The following is a 25,596-nucleotide window of genomic DNA, read 5'->3' on the forward strand; positions in this document are numbered from 1 at the left end:
TTCATGAACAAATCGATTCAGGAACAAATCGACTTATAAACAAGGCAAGGGTGATTATAAGAGCGAGTGATCAAGATAAGGCGGTGTCATTGCCATCAGGGGGTATTGGCAAAAAATAAGGCCCGAAGGGCCTCAGACTGCTGACAAACCCCGATGACGCGATCTTGAACGGTGAGGATAGGCAGAGGAGTAAAGAGTCCGCGCCAAGGATGGCGCGGCTCGAGCCTACATGGATGTATTTACGGCGTCTTTACGATCTGCCTGTTCTCTCCGTCGCGGGCACTTTGTCAATAACCTCAGGCCCCGAAGGGCCTTAACCGAAAGTCGTTGTGTGGCATGGCCTTTTTTGACAGAAATAAATCTAGCCGATAGTCATCAGACTGGCGTTTCCGCCGGCGGCAGCTGTATTGATACTCAATGAGTGCTCAATCAATAAGCGTTCCAGCAGGATGTTGGTTTCACCACGAGCGAAGCCTTGTACAGAGACAATGGGGCCGTCAATTTGGGCTACCTGCTCGCATAGCGTGCGTAGTTGATCAGCATCGCCGTGATAGATAACGGCATCGAAGGCGATGTCAGCGGTTTGCCAATCATGGGTAAGGGTGATCCGCGATTGCACTTCAGTAGGTAATTGAGATAACAGTGCTTTCTGTACGTCATTCTCCGGCCATAGAACTTGGCTCCCGGTCGCCAGCACCGCAGCCAACTGCGTAAGGATGTCGCTTTCGGTATCGGCAAGACAAAGAACTCGCTCACGAGGCAGGAGGGCATAGGTATTGCGCTCACCAGTTGGCCCCGGTAATAACCGCACGGTTCCACCTTGTGCCAGCGAGACATAGCGCTGGCAAAGCGCGGCCAGCGTATCGTGTTGCTGTTCCGTGGCCCATTGAGTGAACGCGCGGTGAGCGGTCAGCAGCGGTTCACGACCTGCAACATTCTGTTGCTGCTCGCCATCCTGATGCGCCAGTGTATTGACCAGTGCATCATCTGGGCGGCTACTCAGTAAGCGATACAAATACAATGGGCCGCCAGCTTTGGGACCGGTACCTGATAACCCCTCGCCACCAAAAGGTTGTACACCGACAACGGCTCCGACCATATTACGGTTAACATAGAGGTTGCCTACTTTTGCTTTTTCAGTGACGCGGGCAATAGTTTCATCAATACGGGTGTGAATACCCAGGGTTAAGCCATAGCCAGATGCATTAATTTGATCGACTAACTCATTAAGATGCTGACGTTGGAAGCGTACGACATGCAGCACTGGGCCAAAGACTTCTTTTTGCAACTCATCAAAACTGTCCAATTCAATCAAGGTCGGTTTGATAAATGTTCCACGTTGCCACTCTTTTTCATCCAAGCTATTGGTACGGACTGCCTGATAAACCTTACGCCCTTTGGCACGCATCGCTTGAATATGGCGCTCAATGCCCGTTTTTGCTTCAGCGTCGATAACGGGGCCAATATCCGTAGACAGACGTTCTGGATTACCCATCCGGCATTCCGCCATGGCACCACGTAACATTTGCAGCGTATGTTCGGCGACATCATCCTGAATACAGAGAATACGCAGGGCAGAACAACGCTGGCCTGCACTGTCAAAGGCAGAGGCGACAACATCGGTCACGACTTGTTCAGTCAGTGCCGAAGAGTCAACAATCATCGCATTCAGGCCACCGGTTTCAGCGATCAGCGGTGTTGGACGTCCTTGTGGATCGAGGCGGCCTGCGATACTGCGTTGTAAAATAGTCGCTACCTCGGTAGAGCCGGTAAACATCACTGCGCGTACACGGGCATCATTAACCAGTAGTGCGCCAACACTGTCACCGCGGCCCGGTAATAATTGCAGAACCCCCTGTGGGATGCCTGCATCTAGCAGAATGCGCACGGCCTGTGCGGCAATTAACGGTGTCTGTTCTGCTGGTTTTGCCAGAACGCTGTTGCCAGCCGCCAACGCGGCGGCAACCTGACCGGTAAAGATTGCCAGTGGGAAGTTCCACGGGCTGATACAAACAACCGGGCCAAGTGGGCGATGACTATCATTGGTGAAGTTATCCCTGACGATCCCTGCATAATAGTGCAAGAAGTCAACAGCTTCACGGACTTCAGCAATGGCATTACTGAAGGTTTTACCCGCTTCACGTACCAGTATTCCCATCAGCGTTTGCATCTGATTTTCCATCAACTCAGCGGCGCGGATTAAGATAGCGGCCCGTTCAGCGGGGGGAGTAGCAAACCAGATAGCTCCGGCACGGGCGGCAGCATCCAAGGCACGGCTAACTTCACCTTCGGTTGCCTCGCGAACATAGCCGACCACATCGGCAGGTTCTGCCGGGTTGATAACCGGTAGGGCGTCACCGTTGTCCAGCTCTGCATTGATGACGGGTTCAGCACGCCATATCTGGCTGGCACTGGTCAGTAGTGCGCTAGAGAGCGACGCGAGGCGATGTTCGTTAGCAAGATCCAACCCGCTGGAGTTGGCGCGAACTTTACCAAACAGGTCACGCGGTAAGGGGATCCGCGGATGAGGTAAGCCAAGTTGACCTTCAGCCGCCGCCATGGCTTCTACCGCACTGACCGGGTCCGCAACCAGTTCATCAAGGGGTAATGTGGCATCAGCGATACGATTAACAAACGAGGTGTTGGCACCGTTTTCCAACAGACGGCGCACAAGGTAAGCCAGTAATGTTTCATGGGTACCGACCGGAGCATAAATACGGCATGGGCGGTTGAGTTTACCCTCGGCCACTTTCCCGACCACTTGCTCATACAGTGGCTCCCCCATGCCGTGTAGGCATTGGAACTCATACTGGCCGGGGTAGTAATTCTGCCCGGCAAGGTGGTAAATCGCTGACAGAGTATGCGCATTATGCGTCGCAAATTGCGGATAGATCAGGTTTGGAACAGCCAATAATTTGCGGGCGCAGGCCAGGTAGGACACATCGGTATAAACCTTACGAGTATAAACCGGGTATCCTTCCAGCCCGTCAATTTGGGCGCGTTTAATTTCGCTGTCCCAATAGGCCCCTTTGACGAGGCGAATCATCAGGCGGCGGCGGCTACGTTGTGCCATATCAATCACGGCATCAATAGTGGCAGGGCAACGCTTTTGGTATGCCTGAATAACAAAACCAATACCATTCCAACCCGCCAATTTAGGTTCGAAGCACAGCCTCTCCAACAGGTCGAGAGAGATTTCCAGACGGTCGGCTTCCTCGGCATCAATGTTGATACCGATATCGTACTGACGGGCTTGTAACGTTAGCGATAACAGGCGCGGATATAACTCGTCCATCACTCGCTCATATTGCGCACGGCTATAGCGGGGGTGTAGGGCGGAAAGTTTGATTGAAATCCCCGGCCCTTCGTAAATACCCCGGCCATTTGAGGCCTTACCAATGGCATGAATTGCCTGTTGATAAGAGAGCAGGTAAGCCTGTGCATCTACTTCGGTTAACGCCGCTTCGCCCAACATATCGTAAGAGTAGCGGAACCCTTTATCTTCTAATTTACGGGCATTTGCCAATGCTTCCGAAATGGTTTCACCGGTGACAAATTGTTCGCCCATCAAGCGCATCGCCATATCGACGCCTTTGCGAATCAAGGGTTCGCCCCCTTTACCGATAATCCGGTTCAGCGAGCCGGAGAGTTTGGCTTCGTTATGGGTAGAGACTAGGCGGCCAGTAAACAGCAGGCCCCAAGTGGCAGCATTGACAAACATTGATGGGCTACGGCCCAGATGGGAATGCCAGTTGCCGTTGCTAATTTTATCGCGGATCAGCGCATCGCGGGTTGGCTTGTCAGGAATACGTAGCAGCGCTTCAGCCAGACACATCAATGCCACGCCTTCTTGTGAAGAGAGTGAGAACTCTTGCAGCAACCCCTGAACCATGCCCGCGCGGCCATGGGCACTTTTTTGATTACGCAGTTTTTCAGCAATGGAATAGGCCAGTTTATGTGTTGCTTGCGCTAAATCTGCGGGTAAGCGCGCTTGTTCCAATAACATGGGGATCGCTTCGGTTTCCGGGCGACGATAGGCCGCAGTAATGGCGGCACGAGTAACCGACTGCGGGAGCACGTGTTCCGCAAAATCCAAGAATGGCTGATGAGTGTTTTCAGTGAGTTGCGGTATAGCATCTTCTGTGTCTTGCAGAGAGAGTGAACTTGTTGTTGCCAGTTCTGGCAATTCACTGTTACTTTCCAGCCTTTCTAAGTAGTTGAAAATAGCCTGTTTAATGAGCCAATGTGGTGTGCGATCAATACGTTGTGCTGCACTCTTGATGCGATCTCGTGTTGCTTCATCAAGCTTTACGCCCATTGTGGTACTCGCCATGTCGCCCGTCTCCTTTGGTAAGGGGAATTATGATTTTATTCCTGACAATATCAGGTATGTTGCAACTTTGTGCAACCACGTTAAATCAGGCGGTGATTGAAGTGTGAATTCAGTCTGATTTTTTAACAATTTCGGTAAGGATAATTCAGGGTTAACAATTATGTGCAATAGCTTCAAACCCTAACAAATATAGGGTTTATAACGAATTTACCTTAGGTGCAACTCACTTTACATTGCTAGGTGTAACTGCATCTCAGCATTTAATGTGATGCGGCGTGAGTTTTTTGTAAATTTTTTGTTGAAATTGTTGTGACTAAAGAAAAGACTCATCTAGGATAGCAACCATGAGACAGTCGTCGATTAGTCAATGGGGGGCTGGTGGTTCATCTGTTACTGACGGGTATTTCATCTTTTGCTAATGGTTATCTTTGGTGCAACCCATTGTCTCGTTCCGACAATGGGCAGAGAAAAAGCATAGAGAAGCAATCGCTGAATGTCTTAAAAATGACGAAATGTATTAAAGATGGCGAAATATATTAAAACGATAATATGCACAATGGAGACGTAGCATGACCATGAATACGCCGATGCTGGTGACATTTTTAGTTTACATTTTGGGGATGATATTAATCGGTTTGATCGCCTATCGGGCGACCAATAACTTCGATGACTACATCTTGGGGGGCCGGCGCTTAGGCAGTGTCGTCACCGCGTTATCCGCGGGTGCTTCCGATATGAGTGGCTGGCTATTAATGGGCCTGCCAGGTGCGATTTTCTTGTCCGGTATTTCCGAAAGTTGGATAGCCATAGGCCTGACGATCGGGGCTTATCTCAATTGGAAATGGGTGGCAGGCCGTTTACGGGTTCATACCGAAGCCAATAATAATGCCCTGACATTACCCGATTATTTCACCAGTCGCTTTGAAGATAAAAGTAAATTACTGCGGGTCATATCCGCTGTGGTTATCTTAGTCTTCTTTACTATTTACTGTGCTTCAGGGATTGTGGCCGGTGCGCGTTTGTTCGAAAGTACTTTCGGTATGGACTACGGAACCGCATTATGGGCAGGGGCTGCCGCGACCATCGTCTATACCTTTATTGGGGGGTTCCTGGCCGTAAGCTGGACAGATACCGTACAGGCAACATTAATGATTTTCGCCCTGATCCTGACACCGATTATCGTGATTCTTGCCGTTGGGGGGATAGATACCTCAATGATGGTGATTGCGGCGAAAAACCCCGCTAACATTGATATGTTCAAAGGGTTGAATCTGGTGGCGATCCTCTCGCTGCTAGGATGGGGGTTGGGCTACTTTGGTCAGCCTCATATTTTGGCTCGCTTCATGGCGGCAGACTCTCACCGTACTATTCGTAGTGCACGTCGTATCAGTATGACCTGGATGATTCTTTGTCTGGCGGGGACTATCGCCGTAGGCTTCTTTGGCATTGCTTATTTTGAAAATAACCCTGAGCAAGCAGGGAATGTGAGCCAAAATGGTGAGCGGGTATTTATCGAATTAGCTAAGCTGCTGTTCAACCCGTGGATTGCCGGTATCCTGTTGTCAGCCATTCTGGCTGCGGTTATGAGTACCTTGAGTTGTCAATTATTGGTGTGCTCTAGCGCACTAACCGAAGATTTATATAAAGCGTTCTTGCGTAAAAAAGCCAGCCAGAAAGAACTCGTCTGGGTGGGCCGTGCCATGGTGTTATTGGTCGCATTGATAGCTATTACACTGGCGTCAGATCCTGATAATCGGGTCCTCGGGTTAGTCAGCTATGCATGGGCAGGCTTCGGTGCAGCCTTTGGGCCAGTCGTCCTTATCTCGGTGCTGTGGCCACGAATGACACGTAATGGTGCGTTGGTGGGAATGTTGGTCGGTGCCATCACGGTACTTGTCTGGAAACAGTATGGCTGGTTGGATCTGTATGAAATTATTCCAGGCTTTTTGTTTGCCAGTTTGGCTATTTTTGTTGTCAGCCTGATGGGCCGCGAGCCAAGTAATGCCATCACCGAACGTTTCCACAAAGCCGAGGCGGAGTTTAAAACAGTTTAATCGCCTGGTGTTCTGACCTATCAATACGTTTTACTACACATAGCCTCCTGCCATAACAGGGGGCTATCTTGTATGTAAAAACATCTTTGTATATAAAAAAATTGATGCTCCCTTGTATGCCATTGCGGCATTAAAAATTACTATCCTAATGAATTAACTTGTTATTTAACTCGGTAGAAACAACTTGCCACAGTTTGCTTAACAATAATCTTGTTATACCTCTTGAATTTCTTTTTATCAGAATGATAATCACAATCATTTTACTTTTCTTTACGAAAACTGACATGGTCCGCATTTATAAATTTAATTACCCACATTAGGGGTGTTTAGCATGTTCGTCCCATTTCTTATTATGTTTCGTGAAGGGCTGGAGGCGGCACTGATTGTCAGCCTGATTGCCAGTTACCTCAAGCGTACTCAACGCGGTCAGTGGATGGGCGCAGTCTGGATTGGTGTGGTGGTGGCAGCGGCGCTTTGCCTCGCTATTGGCATCTTTATCAATGAAACTACCGGTGAGTTTCCACAGAAACAGCAAGAACTGTTCGAAGGCATTATCGCTGTAGCCGCGGTTTGCATATTAACTTATATGGTTTTCTGGATGCGTAAAGTCTCCAAGTCCGTCAAAGTTCACTTGGAAGGGGCGATTGATAATGCGCTTAACTCTGGGCGCGGCCAAGGTTGGGCATTAGTAGCTATGGTCTTCTTTGCAGTGGCCCGAGAAGGTCTTGAATCTGTCTTCTTCTTGTTAGCCGCCTTTCAACAGGATGTCGGTATCGGGGCGCCTATTGGCGCGATACTCGGGTTGGTCTGCGCTATTTTGGTCGGAATGGCCATCTATTGGGGTGGTGTTAAATTACATTTAGCCAAATTTTTCAAATGGACTAGCCTGTTTATTCTGTTCGTTGCCGCAGGGCTTGCTGCCGGTGCTATCAGAGCCTTTCACGACGCTGGCTTATGGAACCATTTCCAAGACATTGCTTTTGACCTGACCGATGTGCTCTCTACTCACTCATTACTGGGGACGTTCCTTGAAGGGATGTTTGGCTATCAAGAAGCACCAACGGTGAGTGAAGTGGCTGTCTACTTTATCTATCTTATTCCGGCGTTGATTCTGTTTTTTCTTCCACCACGATCCACTGTGGATTCAACTATCGCTGTGGCTCGGAAAATTAATCCATAACTAAAATGATCAGTTCAGGGAGTTATTACATGTCTATTCGGTTCTTCCGTCGCACAGCGTTACACGCCGCACTGTTGGCACTGCCTGCTTTCGCTATCAGCGCACAGGCTGCTGATATTCCACAGGTTAAAATCACTGTCAATGATAAACAATGTGAGCCGATGGCGCTGACGGTTCCTGCCGGTAAAACACAGTTTATTGTGCATAATGTTAGCCAGAAAGGGCTGGAGTGGGAGATTTTAAAAGGGGTGATGGTGGTGGAAGAGCGAGAGAATATCGCGCCAGGCTTTACCCAAAAAATGACGGCGAATCTGGAACCTGGTGAATATGACATGACCTGCGGCTTGTTAAGTAATCCAAAAGGTAAATTAACCGTAACTGCGGCAGCCGGTGAACAGGCTTCGGTGAAACCCGATGCGATGGCATTAGTCGGGCCGATTGCTGAATATAAGGTTTATGTCACACAAGAAGTGGCTCAGTTAGTCAGCCAAACCAAAGCTTTCACCGATGCAGTGAAGGCAGGGGATCTGGCACTGGCACGTAAATTGTATGCGCCGACACGCCAGCATTATGAGCGTATCGAGCCGATTGCCGAACTGTTCTCTGATTTGGACGGCAGTATTGATGCTCGTGAAGATGATTTTGAACAGAAATCGGCAGACCCTAAATTTACCGGCTTCCACCGTTTAGAAAAAATCTTGTTCGGTGATAACACAACCAAGGGGGCAGATAAGTTTGCAGACCTGCTGTATCAGGACACATTGGAACTGCAAAAACGCATTACTGGTCTGATATTTGCGCCTAATAAAGTCGTGGGCGGGGCGGCAGGGTTAATTGAGGAAGTTGCAGCCAGTAAAATTAGCGGGGAAGAAGACCGCTATAGCCGTACTGATTTGTGGGACTTTCAAGCCAACGTCGATGGCGCACAGAAAATTGTCAATCTGCTGCGACCCTTGCTGGAAAAATCAGATAAGCCATTACTGCAAAAAATTGATGCGAATTTTAAAACGGTTGATAGCGTGCTGGCGAAATATCGTACCAAAGAGGGTTATGAATCCTACGAGAAGCTAACCGATGCGGATCGTAATGCGATGAAAGGGCCGATCACTACACTGGCGGAAGACCTTGCTCAACTGCGTGGTGTATTAGGTCTGGATTGAGGTTGTTAACATGGGTGACAAAACCGGTCCGAAATTCGGGCCGTATCAACAGGATGATGAGGCGGTGTCGCCGTCACGTCGGCGTTTAATTTTAGGTATGGGCATGGTGAGTGGTGCTCTGGTATTGGGCGGGGCGAAAATTGCCCAAGCCGCAGATTGTCCAACACCTGATGTTGCTGCAACCCAAGATGAGCGTTGGCAAAAACAGCCGTTTTATGGTCAACATCAAGCGGGGGTGTTAACGCCACAACAAGCGGCAATGATATTGGTGGCTTTTGATGTACTGGCTACTGATAAAGCGTCATTAATTCGGTTATTCAAATTACTGACCGAACGGCTGGCCTTTCTGACGACAGGCGGGCGGGCGCCGTCAGTGAATGCCAAACTACCACCACTAGATTCGGGGATCATGGGGCCTGAAATTTATCCTGATAATCTGACCGTTACTGTTTCTGTCGGTGATGCATTATTTGATGAGCGCTTTGGTTTACAGGGGCAGAAACCGCTGCGACTACAGCGAATGGCCCGCTTTCCTAATGACTCTTTGGATGCGAGGCTATGTCATGGTGATGTGATGTTGCAAATCTGCGCCAATACCAATGAAACAGTGATCCATGCGCTGCGCGATATTATTAAGCACACACCCGATCTACTCAGTGTCCGTTGGAAGCGTGAGGGATTTATTTCTGCCCATGCGGCTCGCAGCAAAGGTCAGGAAACCCCCATTAACTTATTGGGTTTTAAAGATGGGACCGCGAATCCAAAAGTCAGTAATAAACCGCTGATCAATAGTGTGGTCTGGGTATCAAATAATGCAGGCGAACCCACATGGGCGGTAGGAGGAAGCTATCAGGTGGTGCGGATAATCCGCTTCAAAGTGGAGTTCTGGGATCGCACACCGTTGCAAGAACAGCAAACCATTTTTGGCCGTGATAAGAACAGTGGCGCACCTTTGGGGATGCAACATGAGCATGATGAACCCAATTACGCCAAAGATCCTGAAGGGAAGGTTATCCCGATGGATGCCCATATTAGGTTAGCCAATCCACGAACAATCGAAACGCAGCGTAACCTAATGTTGCGCCGTGGGTACAGCTACTCATTGGGGGTCTCAAACTCCGGGCAACTGGATATGGGGTTACTGTTTGTTTGCTATCAGTCGGATTTGGCGCAAGCGTTCTTAACGGTACAAGCGCGCCTAAATGGTGAAGCGTTGGAAGAGTATGTCAAACCGATTGGTGGGGGGTATTTCTTTACCTTACCCGGTGTTGCAGATGCTAATCACTATTTGGCACAAAGCCTACTTGAAGCTTGAAATACAGCACCGCGATCATCGCGCGGTGCTTTTTATGACATCTACGTTCTTTTATGGCGTCTATGTTCGTTGTAATTTCTTTATGTTGAACTCTTCAGCTTGGCCGTAATTTTTGCCACATGTTCACCTTGGAAACGGGCTATCGCCAATTCTTCAGCGCTTGGCTGACGGGAGCCGTCGCCTCCGGCAATCGTCGTTGCGCCATAAGGCGTACCACCGCGAGTCTGCGAGATATCAAATAACTCTTTGGCACCATAACCGATAGGTACAATGATAAAACCGTGATGGGCCAGAGTGGTCCAGGTTGAGGTGATGGTGTGTTCTTGTCCGCCACCTGTCCCGGTGGAGGCGAATACGCTGGCCACTTTGCCATACAGCGCACCCGATGCCCATAACCCGCCCGTTTGATCGAGGAAGGTCCGCATCTGCCCAGACATATTGCCAAAGCGAGTAGGTGTACCGAAAATAATGCCATCATAATCGGCCAGCTCTTGTGGTGTTGCGACTGGCGCTTGTTGGTTTGTTTTACCACCGGCTTTAGCGAAAGCTTCGGCTGGCATGGTTTCAGGTACTCGTTTTATGGTGACTTCAACGCCACTGACTTTTTTGGCACCTTCGGCAATCGCACCGGCAAGCGTTTCGATATGCCCATACATGGAATAATAGAGTACTAAAATTTTCGCCATCTCGCGTTGCTCCAATCAAATTTATTGAATAAGGCTGATGATGTCATTAATAGTTGCGGCTAATGACACCTATTAACCATAAGCTAATCAGCACAGGCTGCAACTTTTAATCCACGAAAGGCAAAATAAGGCAGGTGACCAGGCTCGGGCTAACCGCAATTCACGAATACGATAAAGATTTATCGTCGATTCCCCATAGGGATGGAAGATGGATGAGCAAATGTATACGCAGGTGGTTAAGGCTGCCGCGGCAGCAACCAGACAGTAGAATGATATCTGCCTGGCACCTTGCCGACAGTATTATTGATGTGATTTTTCTAATAGCATAATGTACTTTTCGGATAAAAGTCTGATGATTTCAGCCTTAAATATAAATCATGCTTCTGGGTGTTTATCACCGTTGTTTATCAATCCATATTGACAGCATGTGACGCAGTTAATATCTTCAATGACACTATGACTCCATAATTAATTTATTAGTGGAGCTTTACTCTTTTTAGAAGCTATGCTGCCAACATTATGGTTCCACCACGATGAATTAATGAGGAACACTGCTGATGACCCAGTCATACCCACAATATAAGAAACAATTGACCACAAAAATAGTACTGTTTAGTGCGTTATCTCTATTGATGATGGCATCGCTACCCAATACCTATGCGGAGCAATATCCTGACGTTCCGGTACCATTTAAACACGGCACGGGTGGCAAAGTGGATAACAGCTTATATGTGGGGCTGGGGAGTGCAGGTGTGTCGTGGTTCCGTCTGGATACAGATAAAACGGGGGCTGGGTGGCAGAAAGTGGCTAATTTCCCAGGCCAGCCTCGTGAACAGGCCGTGACGGTGGTATTGGCAGGGAAACTGTACGTGTTCGGTGGGGTGGGGAAAACGAACGCCAACGATACCCAAGTACGGGCGCTGGATGATGTGTATCGTTTCGATCCACAAACTAATCAATGGCAGCAACTGGCTACCCGCGCTCCTCGAGGTCTGGTGGGGACCGTGGCCACAGCACTGGATGGTTCTCAGGCAGTACTGTTAGGCGGTGTAAATAAAGCAATTTTTGACGGTTATTTTACTGATCTGGCGTCAGCCGGAAGTGATGAAGCACACAAGAGTGCGGTAATAAACGCCTATTTTAATCAGGCTCCGGCTGATTATTTCTACAACCGCGATGTCCTTATCTATGAGCCGCAAAAAAATCAGTGGAAAAGCGGCGGTTTGTTGCCATTTTTAGGAACAGCCGGGTCAGCCATCAGCCGCATGGATAATCGCTTGATATTAATCAATGGTGAAATTAAACCCGGTTTACGCACCGCGGCTGTATGGCAGGGGCTAATGCGGGGGAATGTACTGGAGTGGCAGCCACAACCGAACTTAATCGGGGCTGAAACGGGACCCGTGCAGGAAGGATTGGCTGGCGCATTTTCTGGCATCAGTCACAAAACAGTATTAGTCGCCGGAGGCGCTAATTTCCCTGGTGCCTGGAAGCAATTTAATAGTGGTCACCTATATGCTCACCAAGGGCTGGAAAAACAGTGGCATCAGCAGGTCTATGCGTTGGTCGATAATCAGTGGAGAATCGTCGGGAAGTTGCCTCAACCGCTGGGTTATGGTGTTTCTATCCAAGGGCCAGATAAAGTCATTTTGATTGGTGGCGAAACCATCGGGGGTACGGCCATTTCAGCAGTTACACAGCTATCCTGGCAGGGAGGGCAACTGCACATTGAGTAAATTGAGGTTGAAATAAATGAAAGAACTTCATTCAGTAGCGGGTTATCGGCGTTATGGAGGAAGTGATTAGAGGGGGAAAGAAACGGTACCAGAACACCTCTGGCACCGTTTTATCACATCGTGGTTATTTACTGTTGTACAAATTATTTACTGTTGTACAAACGGGCTCTGCGTTTTTTCAGGAAGATATAGCTGGCAGTCAAAATGACAAACCATAGCGGTGTAACAATTAACGCCTGACGGGTATCACTTTCCAATGTCAGCAGTACTAGAACAAAGGCGAAGAACGCCATGCAAACCCATGACATAAAAATACCGGCTGGCATTTTGTAGATGGATTTTTTATGTAGCGCTGGGCGTCTTTTGCGATACACCAAATAAGAGCAAAGGATGATGCTCCAGACGAACATAAACAGAATGGCCGAAACAGTGGTAACCAAGGTAAAGACCGTCATCACGTTCGGGATAAGATAAATCAGCACCACCCCACCTAACAGACAGATACAAGAGAATGTCAGGCCAGTGGCAGGCACTGAACGGCGTGATAGCTTGCCAAATTGCTTGGGCGCATCGCCTTCTTTCGCCAACCCGAACAACATCCGGCTGGTGGAGAACACACCACTGTTAGCCGAGGAGGCCGCAGAGGTTAATACCACAAAGTTAATGACACTGGCCGCTGCGGGCAGCCCGACCAAGACGAATAACTCAACAAACGGGCTTTTATCCGCGACGACTGAACTCCATGGCGTTACCGACATAATCATAATTAACGAGAAAACATAAAACATGATTATGCGAATCGGAATGGAGTTAATGGCTCGTGGTAAAACCACTTCTGGGTCTTTGGTTTCTGCCGCGGTGGTCCCAACCAGTTCAATACCTACGAAGGAAAAAACGGCAATTTGGAAGCCAGCAAAGAATCCACCGATCCCTTTCGGGAACATACCTCCGTCACTCCATAAATGAGTAAATGAAGCAGTGGTACCGGATGGTGACTGATAGCTGACTAAGACCATGGTTAGGCCGGCAAAAATTAGCGCCACGATAGCCACGATTTTAATCATGGCAAACCAGAACTCCATCTCACCAAACATTTTTACTGTGGCCAAATTCAGTGACAGCAACAGTAAAACGACTAATAGCGAGGCAACCCATTGAGAGAAATCGGGGAACCAGAACTGTGCATAAGCGGTGATGGCCACTACATCAGCAATACCGGTGATGACCCAACAAAACCAGTAAGTCCAACCGGTGAAAAAACCAGCCCAAGGGCCAAGTAAGTCAGCGGAGAAATCACTGAATGATTTATAGTTCAGATTCGATAGCAACAGTTCACCCATTGCCCGCATCACGAAAAACAACATAAAACCAATGATCATATAAACGAAAATGATCGACGGCCCGGCAAGGCTGATGGTTTTGCCCGATCCCATAAACAACCCGGTACCTATGGCACCGCCAATGGCGATGAGCTGGATATGCCGGTTGGAGAGACTTCGTTGGAGGTGTTCATCAGGTTCCTGTAACGGTTTTGCCACTATTTTGGATTGGTCTACCATCTTTCCCATTACCTCTTCCTGTATTTGTGAAGTTATTGAGCTCTAGATTGGCTCTTTGGTTTTATCTATCTGACCTGTCTGTCTGTTTTTTATGCACTAAAGATAATTTGCGAACAAATTAACATTATCGCAACAATAATCACACATCACTCTCTATTTTCCACTGTTTATATTTCACACTCTTATTTTTGTTAAGTACATCACAGTGTTTGGAATTACAACATGAAGTCACATAACTAACAATAATCGTAAGTACCGTATGAATAATTAATCTTCTCTCGTGGGTATAGAGTGGTATAAAGACAAACACTCAATGAAATGTTTGACAGGCGGGGTTAACAGGAGAATAATTATTTTCGTTGGGTCGTTAGCTCAGTTGGTAGAGCAGTTGACTCTTAATCAATTGGTCGCAGGTTCGAACCCTGCACGACCCACCAACTAAATCAATGAGTTATATTATACCTCCTCATTATTTAATCATTCCTTTTGTCATATTCGTGCCATCTCGATTCAGTATAAAATTTATTTTTCTTGTATGTTAAATTAAATTAATTGATATGGATTGTTCATATTGTGCCATCGCCTAAACTGGTTTCAATATGTTCATTTATCATGAGTGGTAATAGATATTTCTGACGGAGCTCTTATCCTCAGACATAGTTACTTTCATTTCTTATTCCTTATCTCTATTGTTGTCCATTGTCACGCCATGCATAAAATGATAAGAGGCTTAGTGATTTGGTTAATGGTAATACCCTATACATATCCAAGATAGCAGAGAGAATAGCCGTGAATAATTAACTTTTTATTATTATCCTCTCGATTTGATATGCGCCTATTTTTTTGTTTTTTAATAACTAATTCTTATTTGTTGTAATGTTTATTATTTCGAAATCAAACGTTTTCTTTTGTTTTTACTCTGCTTAATTTGAACCTATTCCATTCTCAGTATATTATTTTCGTGAGTATTTTCTATGACACATGAAATTATGTTTTGTGATGGACTACTGATCGAATATTAGTGACCAATGCGACGATACCATAATCAAAGATAATTATTTAAGGATGGAAATTTAATGAAGAATAAAATCACATTGGCTGCATTTATAACTGCAACCTTATTAAGCAGTTCCGCGGCCTATGCAGCAGGGGATCGCACCATCTCATTGGGGTATGCTCAAGGGGATGTAAGGCTCGGTGATGGAAATCGAAAAGACATTAGATTAAACGATGATCCTCAAGGGATTAATGTTAAATATCACCATAAACTGAGTGAGATGTTCGGTACGATAGGTTCTTTTACTTACACGAATTTAAATTATGACTATCTAGATAATAATAATGTCAAAGTTGGGGATGCATCCTTTGATTATTATTCACTGATGGTTGGGCCAAGCGTACATTTTAATGAGTTGTTCAGCATGTATGCATTATTGGGCGTCGGGCATGGGAAAGCGAAAGCATCTGTATTAGGATACGGTAAAAAAGAGGAGCAAGAGTCTTTGGCATATGGTGTTGGGATGCAATTTAATCCACTTAACAATATTGCCATTGATGCTTCATACGAGTACACAAAACTTAAAAATGCCAACATCGGGACATGGGCTTTAGGCATTGGCTATCGTTTTTAATAAAATACTTTCTATATAACCATAACAGCCGTATTAGTGCACTGTACGGCTGTTTTTTTCATCAGCTACAAAAACTCATCAACGATAAAAAATTGAGTCCCTGACGCGGTTAATGAACCATGTGTTTTAGCCTTACACGTCATCATGATAAATCATGCTGTATTTTAATGTAACAATCTGACCAGCACCAAGTTTAGTATAGGGTCCATTCTTAGAGGGCAATAAAGTCTGTTTTTTAGGAAGGCCAGTGATTGATCATCTCACCAATATTTTTTTGATGTTACTTAATCGTTTTTAAGGTATGTGTTAAGCTACAAACTATTAAAATTTAGGTGGTCAATCATGGTATTCGTCGTTCTATGGTTCGCGATTGCAGGATTAGGTGAGTATCTCGTGTGGGGCTATCCATTGCTAGCCGTTGCCTTGGCTCTTTTTTTTGTCATTCTTGGTGGCTATTGGGTTTATAAAATTAGGAAGATTCAGGTGACCGAGGCGATATCTGCTGAAAAAAGATCAAGATCTATAAATAATATTAATTTAACCTTCGCAGTCGCGATGTTGGCTGTTCATGCACTGATCTTGTTACTATTACGTTGACTTGATATGTGCCTTTGGTGCAACTCCTCACTGGCTCCAGACTGATATCAATATCCATGCGGCAATAACCCAACATAAAACAGCAGAAGCCAAGGCTAGTGGTAAACGTATATACCCAATAAAAAAGTAAAGTGATACCAGATAGACAAAATAAGGAATTGTGGCCCACAAACCGAATTTAATTGTTATACGCCAAGCACCAATACTACGTTCAGTACCCACAATACAGTGAGTGATAAAGGCAAAAGTAGGAAAAGTAGTATTAAGTCAGCAATATAATAGTGACGAGTTTTCGACAGTAGTGTGACCATCAGCACCATTCTTTTACCAATCAATACATTAAGTAACAATCCCATCGTGTTCTTTGATTATCAGGGGATAAGCTGCTTATACATAATATTTCAATGGCAAACAGTGAAGCTCTACTATTATGTCAATTGGTAGCCCGAATAGGTGAAGGGGCCACTATGTTGGCCCTGGATAGCTATTGGCGGTAGCCGTTCTTGATTTGAGCAAGTGTATTTGTGAAGACTTCAGCTTGAGCAGCGTCTTCTATACCGGCAATAGAACGCTCGATATTTAAGATTACTTTCCCAGCATCGGCTTGACCGATTGCTTTCAGTAACAGGGTCAGAGTTGCTTTCAAACATGCGACTTCATTGGCTAAGATTGTTGGGTCAGCAGAAGTCGTAAAGTCTGGATTACTCATTTTCTCTCCTGAGGGTAGAGTCGGTAATGAACATTTGTGGCATTATTAAACAGTTAAAAGATTATATCATAGAATGATGAGACACGTTGTAAAAAAAGAGGGCTGGAAGGAAATCGAGACATTCATCATCTAAGTATTTTCCTAATTAAGCGAATATTCGCATAAAGCATATGTTTTTTTTAGGAATTAAATAATTTGTATCAAAATTAGTGCACACTCCGAGTGAATAAAATACAAACAGTCAATAAAAAATATAGGAATAGTTCCTATGCTTATGGATTGGCTTGATTTTTTAATCTCTATTTATATCAATGAATTGTGTTTTTCTTCATAAGAACTAACTTATCTAATGCTAATAATTAGTTTTTTGAATGTATGAAGATGTAAACCAAGAAGTATCTTAAAAATACGTTTCTTTTTTATCGTGTTGTAAACTCAATATGTTTGAGATTTTATGTACATAACTAAAACAATGATAAAAATAATATCTGTCAAACAATATAGATATGATTTTGCAATTATTCTGTATTCATTCTTTGGTCGAAAACAAGTAATATCATTACGGTAAACAAAGCATGGTTAGTCTACTCCCTTTATTTCTGGAGAAATTTCTTTGATCAGCGTTCTTCTTGTTGATGACCACGAATTGGTGCGCGCAGGGATACGACGCATTCTTGACGACATCAAAGGTATCAAAGTCGCGGGTGAGATGCAGTGTGGTGAAGATGCGGTAAAATGGTGCCGTAGCCATGTTGTAGACATCGTCCTGATGGATATGAATATGCCCGGTATCGGCGGGTTGGAAGCAACACGTAAAATTTTACGTTTTTCGCCGGATACTAAAGTTATAATGCTAACCATTCATACGGAGAATCCATTACCGGCAAAAGTCATGCAAGCGGGGGCAGGGGGGTATCTCAGTAAAGGAGCTGCTCCGCAGGATGTCATAACTGCTATCCGCATGGTACATGCTGGGCAACGTTACATAGCTTCTGATATTGCACAACAAATGGCACTGAGCCAGCTTGAGCCTCCAACAGAAACACCTTTTAGCTGTTTGTCGGAGCGTGAGTTGCAAATTATGATAATGATAACGAAAGGCCAAAAGGTGAATGAGATATCAGAACAGCTTCATCTGAGTCCAAAAACGGTTAATAGTTATCGCTACCGTATGTTCAGCAAACTCAATATTAGTGGTGACGTTGAATTAACCCATCTGGCTATTCGCCACGGTTTATTTAACGCGGAGACGTTATCAAATAGTGACTGATCTTTTTGATTCTAAAGAATTTTTGAAAACTGTCACCAGTCAGCCTGGTGTTTATCGGATGTACGATGCGGCAGGGACAGTTATTTATGTCGGTAAAGCAAAAGATCTCAAAAAGCGTCTGACGAGCTATTTTCGTGCTCAGGTCGCCAGCCGCAAAACTGAAACGTTAGTTAAGAATATTGCTCATATTGATGTCACCGTTACGCATACTGAAACGGAAGCACTGTTGCTTGAGCACAATTACATCAAGCTTTATCAGCCACGTTACAATGTGTTGCTACGTGATGATAAGTCATATCCGCTTATTTTCTTGAGTGCGGACGAGCATCCGCGCCTTGCTGTACACCGTGGCGCAAAACATGAGAAAGGGGAGTATTTTGGGCCGTTTCCAAACTCTCATGCGGTGCGTGAAACGTTGGCATTATTACAGAAGCTTTTTCCAGTGAGGCAATGTGAGAATAGTGTTTACCGCAATCGCTCACGGCCTTGCCTACAATATCAGATTGGGCGTTGTTCCGGGCCTTGCGTGAAGGGGTTGGTAAGTGAAAAAGAGTATCAGCGCCAAGTTGATTACGTTCGTTTGTTCCTCTCAGGTAAAGATCAGCAAGTCTTGACGCAGTTAATCACCCGTATGGAGGAGGCTAGCCAGCAACTGCATTTTGAAGATGCAGCACGTATTCGCGATCAAATCCAAGCTGTGCGTCGAGTAACTGAACAACAGTTTGTTTCTGGTGACAGTGAAGATCTTGATGTTATCGGTGTGGCATTTGATGCGGGGCTTGCTTGTGTTCATGTACTGTTTATCAGATTAGGGAAAGTATTAGGTAGTCGGAGTTATTTCCCTAAAGTTCCCACTGGTACTGAGTTGAGCGAAGTCGTTCAGACTTTTGTTGGGCAGTTTTACTTACAAGGAAGCCAAGGGCGTACATTGCCTGGTGAAATTTTACTGGATTTTACCCTCACAGAAAAAGATCTGTTGGCATCTTCTCTTTCTGAACTGGCTGGGCGAAAAATTCAGATACAAAGCCGCCCTCGAGGAGATCGCGCACGTTACCTCAAGTTAGCACGTACCAATGCTTCAACCGCATTGATAACCCGCTTATCTCAGCAATCGACTATTCATCAACGCATGAAGGAATTAGCCAAGATCCTTAAGCTTGATGAAATTAATCGTATGGAATGTTTTGATATCAGCCATACGATGGGGGAACAAACCGTAGCCTCTTGTGTAGTATTTGATGCGAATGGTCCTGTACGATCTGAATATCGGCGCTACAATATTAGTGGCATCACGCCGGGTGATGATTATGCGGCGATGGCTCAAGTACTAAAACGTCGATATGGGAAAGCATTAGATGATCAAAAAATTCCTGATGTCATATTTATTGACGGTGGGAAGGGGCAGTTGTCACAGGCCTTTGATGTTTTTGCCTCGTTGAATGTTCCGTGGGATAAGCAAAAACCGTTGCTAGTCGGTGTTGCTAAAGGTAGTGATCGCAAAGCGGGCCTGGAAACATTATTCTTGGCATCAGAAGGTGAGGGTTTTTCTTTGCCCCCAGATTCACCAGCATTACATTTGATCCAGCATATTCGTGATGATTCTCATAATCATGCAATAACCGGGCACCGGCAGCGGCGATCTAAAGTAAAAAATACCAGTGCGTTAGAAATGATAGAAGGTGTTGGCCCCAAACGACGGCAAGTTTTGTTGAGATATATGGGGGGACTACAACCTTTGTTTAACGCAAGCGTCGAGGAAATTGCAAAAGTGCCGGGTATTTCACAAGCATTGGCAGAAAAAATCCACAATGCATTGAAACACTGAAGCTAATGTTGCACCATACTCATAATGTCCACACCAGCCAGATAGTTATCGTAGCATTATGCAATTGAATATACCGACTTGGCTTACCTTGTTCCGTGTTGTGCTCATCCCATTTTTCGTTCTGGCGTTTTATTTGCCGTTCGTCTGGGCTCCGATGGTTTGCGCCATCATATTTGTGTTTGCTGCGGCAACCGATTGGTTTGATGGCTTTTTAGCTCGACGTTGGAAACAGACAACCCGTTTTGGTGCTTTCCTTGATCCTGTAGCGGATAAAGTTATGGTAGCCGTTGCATTAGTACTGGTTGCTGAACATTACCACTCCTGGTGGATTACATTACCGGCAGCAACGATGATCGCCCGGGAAATTATCATTTCGTCTCTTAGAGAATGGATGGCAGAAATTGGTAAACGCAGCAGCGTTGCGGTTTCATGGGTCGGTAAAGTAAAGACGATGGCGCAAATGGGGTCACTTGTTGGGTTGCTTTGGCGTCCTGACCACAATGTTGAACTTGCTAGCTTCGTTTTACTTTATATTGCAGCTGTACTGACATTCTGGTCAATGTTCCAATATTTGAACGCGGCCTGGAGTGATTTGCTCGAACCTTGATCGAAGCGCCGTAAAAAGCAGCAAACGAACGAATAATTCAGATAATTTTATTGACTCATTGCGTCAGGTAAGTAGAATGCATCGCATCAGACGGCAGCAACGAAATGTCGAAAGATAGCAAAAGAATCAGTAGGTTCTGATATTGCGGGAATAGCTCAGTTGGTAGAGCACGACCTTGCCAAGGTCGGGGTCGCGAGTTCGAGTCTCGTTTCCCGCTCCAAATTAATAGGTTGGCATTAGCGAACCTTAGCTGTAAAGGCAAAGAAGAATAAGGCGCGTTGGCAGAGTGGCCATGCTACGGATTGCAAATCCGTCTACCTCGGTTCGACTCCGGGACGCGCCTCCAGTTTTCCAGAGCCCGGGTGGTGAAATCGGTAGACACAAGGGATTTAAAATCCCTCGGCTTATGGCTGTGCGGGTTCAAGTCCCGCCCCGGGCACCATGGAAAATAGTCTAAGTAAAACAAAGTAGTACGAGTATGTCGTTAACCGCCGAGAGGCGGTTTTTTTGTGATTGAAATCCCACTTCACCATTGTTTCGCCATATCACTTCGCCATATCTTGACCTCCCACCACCGGAACTACATTAATCTTTCTATCATATCGCGCTGTCTGTGATGCGTTTTTGTGTCCTGAGATTGCCTGCTTGTCATATAGCGAACCAGTTAGGTCTGAGATGCCTTTTGCTTTTAGATCGTGGAACGTAAAATTAAATTCCAGTTCGGGATACTTCATAGTTGCTGCCTTTTTTGCTTTCATCCAGTGGGCATTAAAACTATCACGGGTGAAACGTGACCCTGATTGCTGGTGTAACAAGTAGATGCTCACAACGCCCCTGTTTAAGGGGAGGGTGCTTGCTAGTCGTATAACCTCATGCAACCGAGGTATCCAAGCTTTAATTTGGGCAACGCCAGTTTTGCTTTGTTGTATAAGTATGCCGCTCTCCAGTAACTGCCCTTTCTTCATGTCCAAAATATCCGCTTGCCTGGTACAGCATAAGTAAGCCAACTCCATGGCCACTTTTACGACCGATGGGGCGGTATCGTAAAGGGCGGTGTATTCTTCATCGGTTATATAACGAGTTCTAACTTTTTCTTTAAATTGCTTGACCCCCTGGCAAGGATTTAACTTTACTTTCCCGCGCTCATATCCCCAGCGAAAAACCCTCGACATGAAGGATTTTTCCCTGTTTGCTTGAACCCTGCTTTTTGCTCCACGCTTATCCATATACTTTCGAATATGCTCTGGTCTTATATTGTCGGGAGACATTTTCCCAAACACTGCAATTATTTTTGATGAGTATTTGTGGTAATCCTTTTGCGTTTCGGAGGCCAGTTCGCAGAAATCACCTGACAATAGAAACTCATTAATCAAACCAGTAAATGTCGAATCCTCTTTTTGGTTGATCATTAATTTCTCAAAAGCAACCCAGACATCAGCCTGACTGCATTCAAAATTAGATAGACGGATTGTTCTCCCGTCTATTGCCCTGAATTCATATGCAGACTTGCCTTTACGAACCCGTGGAGGCATCCAGTTATCTGCAGGGTTCTTGCGTGGACGTGACATTAAATAGCCCCATAATTAGGTTGGTCTTCAGGCATGTTATGAATGATATTGCGGGAAGAGATAGGGTGCTCAACATGCGCCCATGTTGTGCTAGGTCTACCATCTTTACGCTCGATGAAAAAAATGCCACTTTCACGTAAGCATTCACACTGTTTCTTGGGTTGTACAAAACCAGTGATCTCTTCTAATTCAGTGCGAGTCAGTATTTTGGTCATTGGTCTTTCCTCAGTAGGAAAGGACGCAACGATGCTGCGCCCTATTATGGTCGTTTGGTCTGTGGTGGTAAGGGGCTATGTTTTAGTGATACATCTATTGAATATTAATACAGCGGCGTGGTGTCAATCGTGCCGAATTCGTAACGGCTCTTTACTCAGCATCTGCATTAGTTAATTTGTTCATTTACACTTCAAGCCCCAGTTGCACAGCAAAGTTGTCACGTTTTTCGCAATAATCGAGAGTGCCAGAGCCGTTATGGGCCTCGATTCTTTCAACTAAAATAGATGCTCTGGTTTCTTTTGATTCTGGCTGATAAGTTCCTTTCCATTTTTTATCTAAGCCAATATTTCTTGCTACATTAGTGCTGTCAGCTGATGATAATGGGAGCCTTGTAAAAATGGTTGGATTTAGCATCCGAAGACCGTGAAGTTTTGTTATTGGCTGACCGTGAATATCAACCACATGTCGAATTATGTCCTTTAATCTAGCGACAGCTTTAAGCGGCGATTTTACGTCGTACTCGCCACAACTGCCTATCGCTACGCGTGGATACTCATGACATAAACGGATAAATCTTTCGTCACTTTCATTCATGTGCCAAACAGGAACTCCTATTGATTTTCCATGAGGCCACTCAGATAAGAGGGCGTCATTCTCCTCGGGTCCGCCATCAATCACATCTGGTATTATCACAAAGTCCACGCCTGGGTGATTCTTCTATCTTTCGATAAATGCGTAATAATCTGACCAGTCAATTTTGTTCTTACCTGCAGCTTTCCATGCTGTAAATGCACCATTATCAATAGAGAAACTTTGGCAAATCTCGCTGGCTAACTCTATCTGTCCAGCATGCGCAAAGGATATAAATGCATGGCGTCCTTTCCATGCTCTGATTGCGCAGGAATCTGGCGTGATTGGCCCTCCATGATAATGAATCACTGTGTCCCCCTATTATCGGGCAATAAAAAACCCCGCATTTAGCGAGGCTCATTGAGTGGTGGCGTAACTATTCTATGGCTTTAGGTTTAGGCCTAACTGCTCTAAGTCGGTCGTCCAAATTGGTACCTTCCGCCTCAGGTGCTATTGCGAAAAGATAATATTTGCCATCATCCGCCTTGTGCTTAATTACGTTGTAGATTTCAAATCCGTCTGCAACATAATTATCGTGCTGAGTCCCTCCGGGGCCCACAGCTATAATTTGAGGGCGATGAACAAACCGAACCGTATCTTGAGCTAAATCTCCCTTTTTAACTTCTCCATCCCAGCTACCGCCAATAACCAGATATTCAGCAACTTCCATTATATTCTCCTTATTTACGTTCAGGAGGATTATAGCACGGTTACCGATACACTTCGCCGCACGTCAGTACAACGTCGGTCCTGCGCTCTTTAATCAGCGCTGAAATTGTTAAGCATTCGGATTGAGTGGGGTAGATATATTCGGTGACGGGTAGCGCGTCGCAACTATCGTTAAAGCAGGAAGTAATGAGAAGAACAAAGCCGATTAGCATCACTCCCCCTCTACCGCAAAACCGTCGGCTTTGAGTGCGAATTTACACTCTCGTATACCTGCGTTTCTGCCATTATTGTACGGATCACTTGCCCAGCCAGAGCCTTCAGCCAACACAGCAGGCTTACTCAGCTTCTCGTTTGCCGCTGATAACTCGGCTTCTGCTGCAATCAATTCAATGCGAAGCTTCTCGCTCACGCGATAGTGCAGATCACGATCACGTTGTGCTGCTTCCAGTTGTGCTATCAGTGCGCTCAAATCAGAAACAGTGACTGTCAATTCATCAGGACCAACTAAATCTGATAACGCTACGCTGGCCTTGAGGAATTTAATTCTCTCTTCGATGTTATTCATCAGCTGTTACTCCCTTCGCCACATATGCAGGATAAAACGCCGTTGCCGGATAGTGTCCATAGCCATCACATACCATTCCTGCTAGTAAATGAGGTTCATATTTGACGGCTACAATGGCGTGCGATTGCAGATGATCTGGAAGCTGCCAGCGCCACTCTATTGGCACTTTGAATAACCAAACATCAGTCCAAGGTTTTGACCGACTAAGTTTGTAGGGCATACCAAGCAGCCGCTTTGCTTCACGATTTGATTTCATGGGAACCCCTCAGGTTGGCGGCGAACTGTATTAAGTCAGCTTTGATATATAAAAGAGACTTGATCACTCCATCCTCTTCAATTGCAGAGAATACCGACTTGTGGAATCCATCCGCTGCCAGCTCAACTCCTTGCGCCTGATATTCATTAATTACCTGCGCCGTTTCTGGTATTTGTTGCTTAATAATTTTCAGTGCTTGAGTGTGGGTTAAATACCCCTCTTGCTGACTTTTGGCCCATTCATTTAATTGTGTGTCTGATTGATAGGTAGGAATATCAATATCTATACCCTCCATATTTTCCAGCAACCAATCCTTTGCGCTGGTAAATTGCCCGGCGTGAATAAGTGAAATTGCTGCGATTGAACCAACAACTAGGCGGTTCATGATCCACGCTCCGGATAATTCCCGCGCCGCTTTTTCTTGCAACACCATGTTTTCAATAGCCAACATTTGATTCTTTTTTTCCAGATCTGCAATAGTATTTTTAGCCTCGTGATAACCCTCAAATACCACTGGTAATAGCTCTGATTCCGTCAGAAGAGCATTAAATTTAGGATGTGTGGCAACGTGGTCAGCATCTGGATCTTGGAAATTATAGATTAGGGTCTCATAAGCGCCGATGAAGCGCCCAAATCCACCGTGGCCTTGTACCAGGGAATCCCACGCAACGGCAATAAATGTGCGCTCCTCGTCACTGATTTCTTGATCGTCAAAGCGTTCTAAAAATTGCGCGGATGATTCTCTGTGCCAGCGGTCTTCTGCTGCTTCAGTGGCGTGAAAGAGTTGCCACAGAGATTTCACTTCATCTTCACTGGGCCTTGCCATTTTTACCGATATTATTTTGCTCATTGCTTTATCCTCGCCATTAAAACGCCTTCAACTGGCAAACAAACATATTCAGGCGGCAAACCTTCTTGCTGGATGTCAGCAAGGCAATTACTTTGGTCAGGATATATATATCCCTGTGATTCATATTTGCAGGGCTGAAATGTAAAACAGACGTATAGAAACAATCCAAACATGGGATTA

The 25,596-nt window shown here is 45.6% G+C and carries 20 protein-coding genes, 4 tRNA genes and 3 pseudogenes; 15 read left to right on the forward strand and 12 right to left on the reverse strand.

Translation table 11 applies throughout. The annotated features are described in order from the left end of the window. Window positions 1-361: 361 nt before the first annotated feature. Window positions 362-4,333 (reverse strand): trifunctional transcriptional regulator/proline dehydrogenase/L-glutamate gamma-semialdehyde dehydrogenase, encoded by a 3,972-nt coding sequence (gene putA, locus AC971_RS02755; protein WP_025383598.1) that lies wholly within the window; start codon window positions 4,331-4,333, stop codon window positions 362-364. Between the two features lie 344 nt (window positions 4,334-4,677). Here putA and AC971_RS25565 point away from each other — a divergent pair. The 5 genes and pseudogenes from AC971_RS25565 to efeB all read left to right on the forward strand — a co-directional run bounded on the left by AC971_RS25565 (window position 4,678) and on the right by efeB (window position 10,042). Next, a pseudogene (locus AC971_RS25565) lies at window positions 4,678-4,873 on the forward strand (hypothetical protein). A 29-nt stretch (window positions 4,874-4,902) separates the two neighbouring features. Then, on the forward strand, window positions 4,903-6,387 hold the full coding sequence (gene putP / locus AC971_RS02760; protein WP_025383599.1) for a sodium/proline symporter PutP: 1,485 nt from the start codon (window positions 4,903-4,905) through the stop codon (window positions 6,385-6,387). Window positions 6,388-6,718: 331 nt separating this feature from the next. Beyond that, window positions 6,719-7,567, forward strand: a complete 849-nt coding sequence (efeU, locus tag AC971_RS02765) for an iron uptake transporter permease EfeU (RefSeq protein ID WP_025383600.1) — start codon at window positions 6,719-6,721, stop codon at window positions 7,565-7,567. A 29-nt stretch (window positions 7,568-7,596) separates the two neighbouring features. Beyond that, the gene (efeO, locus tag AC971_RS02770) at window positions 7,597-8,727 is read left to right on the forward strand and encodes an iron uptake system protein EfeO (RefSeq protein ID WP_025383601.1); all 1,131 of its coding nucleotides are present in this window, start codon (window positions 7,597-7,599) and stop codon (window positions 8,725-8,727) included. Between the two features lie 10 nt (window positions 8,728-8,737). Then, window positions 8,738-10,042, forward strand: coding sequence for an iron uptake transporter deferrochelatase/peroxidase subunit (gene efeB / locus AC971_RS02775; RefSeq protein WP_025383602.1), 1,305 nt, complete (start codon window positions 8,738-8,740; stop codon window positions 10,040-10,042). Between the two features lie 80 nt (window positions 10,043-10,122). Here the strand turns inward: efeB and wrbA are convergent, their stop codons facing one another. Then, window positions 10,123-10,728 (reverse strand): NAD(P)H:quinone oxidoreductase, encoded by a 606-nt coding sequence (gene wrbA, locus AC971_RS02780; RefSeq protein ID WP_025383603.1) that lies wholly within the window; start codon window positions 10,726-10,728, stop codon window positions 10,123-10,125. 557 nt (window positions 10,729-11,285) lie between these two features. Between wrbA and AC971_RS02785 the strand changes: the two genes are divergently transcribed. After that, complete coding sequence (locus AC971_RS02785; protein ID WP_025383604.1) at window positions 11,286-12,464, forward strand: N-acetylneuraminate epimerase; 1,179 nt, start codon at window positions 11,286-11,288, stop codon at window positions 12,462-12,464. Window positions 12,465-12,607: 143 nt separating this feature from the next. Here the strand turns inward: AC971_RS02785 and cycA are convergent, their stop codons facing one another. Further along, complete coding sequence (cycA, locus tag AC971_RS02790; RefSeq protein ID WP_174407879.1) at window positions 12,608-14,023, reverse strand: D-serine/D-alanine/glycine transporter; 1,416 nt, start codon at window positions 14,021-14,023, stop codon at window positions 12,608-12,610. 361 nt (window positions 14,024-14,384) lie between these two features. Between cycA and AC971_RS02795 the strand changes: the two genes are divergently transcribed. From AC971_RS02795 to AC971_RS02805, 3 genes are all read left to right on the forward strand, one after another. Continuing rightward, a tRNA-Lys gene (locus tag AC971_RS02795) sits at window positions 14,385-14,460 on the forward strand. Window positions 14,461-15,099: 639 nt separating this feature from the next. Further along, on the forward strand, window positions 15,100-15,654 hold the full coding sequence (locus AC971_RS02800) for an Ail/Lom family outer membrane beta-barrel protein (RefSeq protein ID WP_025383606.1): 555 nt from the start codon (window positions 15,100-15,102) through the stop codon (window positions 15,652-15,654). A 342-nt stretch (window positions 15,655-15,996) separates the two neighbouring features. Continuing rightward, complete coding sequence (locus AC971_RS02805; RefSeq protein WP_025383607.1) at window positions 15,997-16,251, forward strand: hypothetical protein; 255 nt, start codon at window positions 15,997-15,999, stop codon at window positions 16,249-16,251. Between the two features lie 27 nt (window positions 16,252-16,278). On the opposite strand, the pseudogene AC971_RS21685 reads toward AC971_RS02805, so the two are convergent. Together AC971_RS21685 and AC971_RS02810 are read right to left on the reverse strand one after the other, a co-directional pair. After that, window positions 16,279-16,607: pseudogene (locus AC971_RS21685) on the reverse strand (GlpM family protein). Window positions 16,608-16,735: 128 nt separating this feature from the next. Then, on the reverse strand, window positions 16,736-16,960 hold the full coding sequence (locus tag AC971_RS02810) for a DUF2594 family protein (protein WP_025383608.1): 225 nt from the start codon (window positions 16,958-16,960) through the stop codon (window positions 16,736-16,738). A gap of 613 nt (window positions 16,961-17,573) precedes the next feature. On the opposite strand from AC971_RS02810, the gene uvrY reads away from it, so the two are divergent. The 6 genes from uvrY (at window position 17,574) to AC971_RS02840 (ending at window position 21,104) form a co-directional block, all read left to right on the forward strand. After that, complete coding sequence (gene uvrY / locus AC971_RS02815; RefSeq protein ID WP_025383609.1) at window positions 17,574-18,230, forward strand: UvrY/SirA/GacA family response regulator transcription factor; 657 nt, start codon at window positions 17,574-17,576, stop codon at window positions 18,228-18,230. After that, window positions 18,223-20,055 carry an excinuclease ABC subunit UvrC gene (gene uvrC, locus AC971_RS02820; protein WP_025383610.1) on the forward strand — a complete coding sequence of 611 codons (1,833 nt, stop codon included), beginning with the start codon at window positions 18,223-18,225 and terminating at the stop codon, window positions 20,053-20,055. The genes uvrY and uvrC overlap by 8 nt, the downstream gene beginning before the upstream one ends. A 58-nt stretch (window positions 20,056-20,113) precedes the next feature. Next, window positions 20,114-20,662 (forward strand): CDP-diacylglycerol--glycerol-3-phosphate 3-phosphatidyltransferase, encoded by a 549-nt coding sequence (gene pgsA, locus AC971_RS02825; protein WP_002220475.1) that lies wholly within the window; start codon window positions 20,114-20,116, stop codon window positions 20,660-20,662. Between the two features lie 144 nt (window positions 20,663-20,806). Further along, window positions 20,807-20,882, forward strand: a tRNA-Gly gene (locus tag AC971_RS02830). 52 nt (window positions 20,883-20,934) lie between these two features. Next, window positions 20,935-21,008: transfer RNA gene (locus AC971_RS02835), tRNA-Cys, on the forward strand. A gap of 10 nt (window positions 21,009-21,018) precedes the next feature. Continuing rightward, window positions 21,019-21,104: transfer RNA gene (locus AC971_RS02840), tRNA-Leu, on the forward strand. 103 nt (window positions 21,105-21,207) lie between these two features. Here AC971_RS02840 and AC971_RS02845 read toward each other — a convergent pair. From AC971_RS02845 to AC971_RS02875, 7 genes and pseudogenes are all read right to left on the reverse strand, one after another. Beyond that, window positions 21,208-22,230: a tyrosine-type recombinase/integrase gene (locus AC971_RS02845; RefSeq protein ID WP_025383611.1), complete on the reverse strand. Its 1,023-nt coding sequence runs from the start codon at window positions 22,228-22,230 to the stop codon at window positions 21,208-21,210. Next, window positions 22,230-22,445, reverse strand: a complete 216-nt coding sequence (locus AC971_RS02850) for a DUF4224 domain-containing protein (protein WP_025383612.1) — start codon at window positions 22,443-22,445, stop codon at window positions 22,230-22,232. Before AC971_RS02850 ends, AC971_RS02845 begins: the two co-directional genes overlap by 1 nt. A gap of 184 nt (window positions 22,446-22,629) precedes the next feature. Beyond that, window positions 22,630-23,385: pseudogene (locus tag AC971_RS02855) on the reverse strand (hypothetical protein). Between the two features lie 67 nt (window positions 23,386-23,452). Then, a complete protein-coding gene (locus AC971_RS02860; protein WP_025383613.1) occupies window positions 23,453-23,746 on the reverse strand; it encodes a hypothetical protein in 294 nt (97 codons plus the stop codon). 210 nt (window positions 23,747-23,956) lie between these two features. Further along, the gene (locus tag AC971_RS02865) at window positions 23,957-24,310 is read right to left on the reverse strand and encodes a hypothetical protein (protein ID WP_025383614.1); all 354 of its coding nucleotides are present in this window, start codon (window positions 24,308-24,310) and stop codon (window positions 23,957-23,959) included. Further along, entirely contained in the window at window positions 24,303-24,566 is a 264-nt protein-coding gene (gene sra / locus AC971_RS02870) for a stationary-phase-induced ribosome-associated protein (RefSeq protein ID WP_025383615.1), read from the reverse strand. The genes AC971_RS02865 and sra overlap by 8 nt, the downstream gene beginning before the upstream one ends. Beyond that, window positions 24,550-25,416 carry a hypothetical protein gene (locus tag AC971_RS02875; protein WP_025383616.1) on the reverse strand — a complete coding sequence of 289 codons (867 nt, stop codon included), beginning with the start codon at window positions 25,414-25,416 and terminating at the stop codon, window positions 24,550-24,552. Before AC971_RS02875 ends, sra begins: the two co-directional genes overlap by 17 nt. Window positions 25,417-25,596: the final 180 nt, after the last annotated feature.

The sequence above is a fragment of the Yersinia similis genome, assembly GCF_001053095.1.
GTDB classification, from domain to species: Bacteria; Pseudomonadota; Gammaproteobacteria; order Enterobacterales; family Enterobacteriaceae; genus Yersinia; species Yersinia similis.

Excerpts from the sequence above, each read along its gene's own strand:
- AC971_RS02785 (WP_025383604.1), top strand. The coding sequence starts at position 11,286 with ATGACCCAGTCATACCCACAATATAAGAAACAATTGACCACAAAAATA.
- putP (WP_025383599.1), top strand. The coding sequence starts at position 4,903 with ATGACCATGAATACGCCGATGCTGGTGACATTTTTAGTTTACATTTTG.
- efeO (WP_025383601.1), top strand. The coding sequence starts at position 7,597 with ATGTCTATTCGGTTCTTCCGTCGCACAGCGTTACACGCCGCACTGTTG.
- AC971_RS02875 (WP_025383616.1), bottom strand. The coding sequence starts at position 25,416 with ATGAGCAAAATAATATCGGTAAAAATGGCAAGGCCCAGTGAAGATGAA.
- wrbA (WP_025383603.1), bottom strand. The coding sequence starts at position 10,728 with ATGGCGAAAATTTTAGTACTCTATTATTCCATGTATGGGCATATCGAA.
- cycA (WP_174407879.1), bottom strand. The coding sequence starts at position 14,023 with ATGGTAGACCAATCCAAAATAGTGGCAAAACCGTTACAGGAACCTGAT.
- AC971_RS02800 (WP_025383606.1), top strand. The coding sequence starts at position 15,100 with ATGAAGAATAAAATCACATTGGCTGCATTTATAACTGCAACCTTATTA.
- pgsA (WP_002220475.1), top strand. The coding sequence starts at position 20,114 with ATGCAATTGAATATACCGACTTGGCTTACCTTGTTCCGTGTTGTGCTC.
- AC971_RS02805 (WP_025383607.1), top strand. The coding sequence starts at position 15,997 with ATGGTATTCGTCGTTCTATGGTTCGCGATTGCAGGATTAGGTGAGTAT.
- sra (WP_025383615.1), bottom strand. The coding sequence starts at position 24,566 with ATGAAATCAAATCGTGAAGCAAAGCGGCTGCTTGGTATGCCCTACAAA.
- AC971_RS02850 (WP_025383612.1), bottom strand. The coding sequence starts at position 22,445 with ATGACCAAAATACTGACTCGCACTGAATTAGAAGAGATCACTGGTTTT.
- AC971_RS02810 (WP_025383608.1), bottom strand. The coding sequence starts at position 16,960 with ATGAGTAATCCAGACTTTACGACTTCTGCTGACCCAACAATCTTAGCC.
- efeU (WP_025383600.1), top strand. The coding sequence starts at position 6,719 with ATGTTCGTCCCATTTCTTATTATGTTTCGTGAAGGGCTGGAGGCGGCA.
- putA (WP_025383598.1), bottom strand. The coding sequence starts at position 4,333 with ATGGCGAGTACCACAATGGGCGTAAAGCTTGATGAAGCAACACGAGAT.
- efeB (WP_025383602.1), top strand. The coding sequence starts at position 8,738 with ATGGGTGACAAAACCGGTCCGAAATTCGGGCCGTATCAACAGGATGAT.
- AC971_RS02860 (WP_025383613.1), bottom strand. The coding sequence starts at position 23,746 with ATGGAAGTTGCTGAATATCTGGTTATTGGCGGTAGCTGGGATGGAGAA.
- AC971_RS02845 (WP_025383611.1), bottom strand. The coding sequence starts at position 22,230 with ATGTCACGTCCACGCAAGAACCCTGCAGATAACTGGATGCCTCCACGG.
- AC971_RS02865 (WP_025383614.1), bottom strand. The coding sequence starts at position 24,310 with ATGAATAACATCGAAGAGAGAATTAAATTCCTCAAGGCCAGCGTAGCG.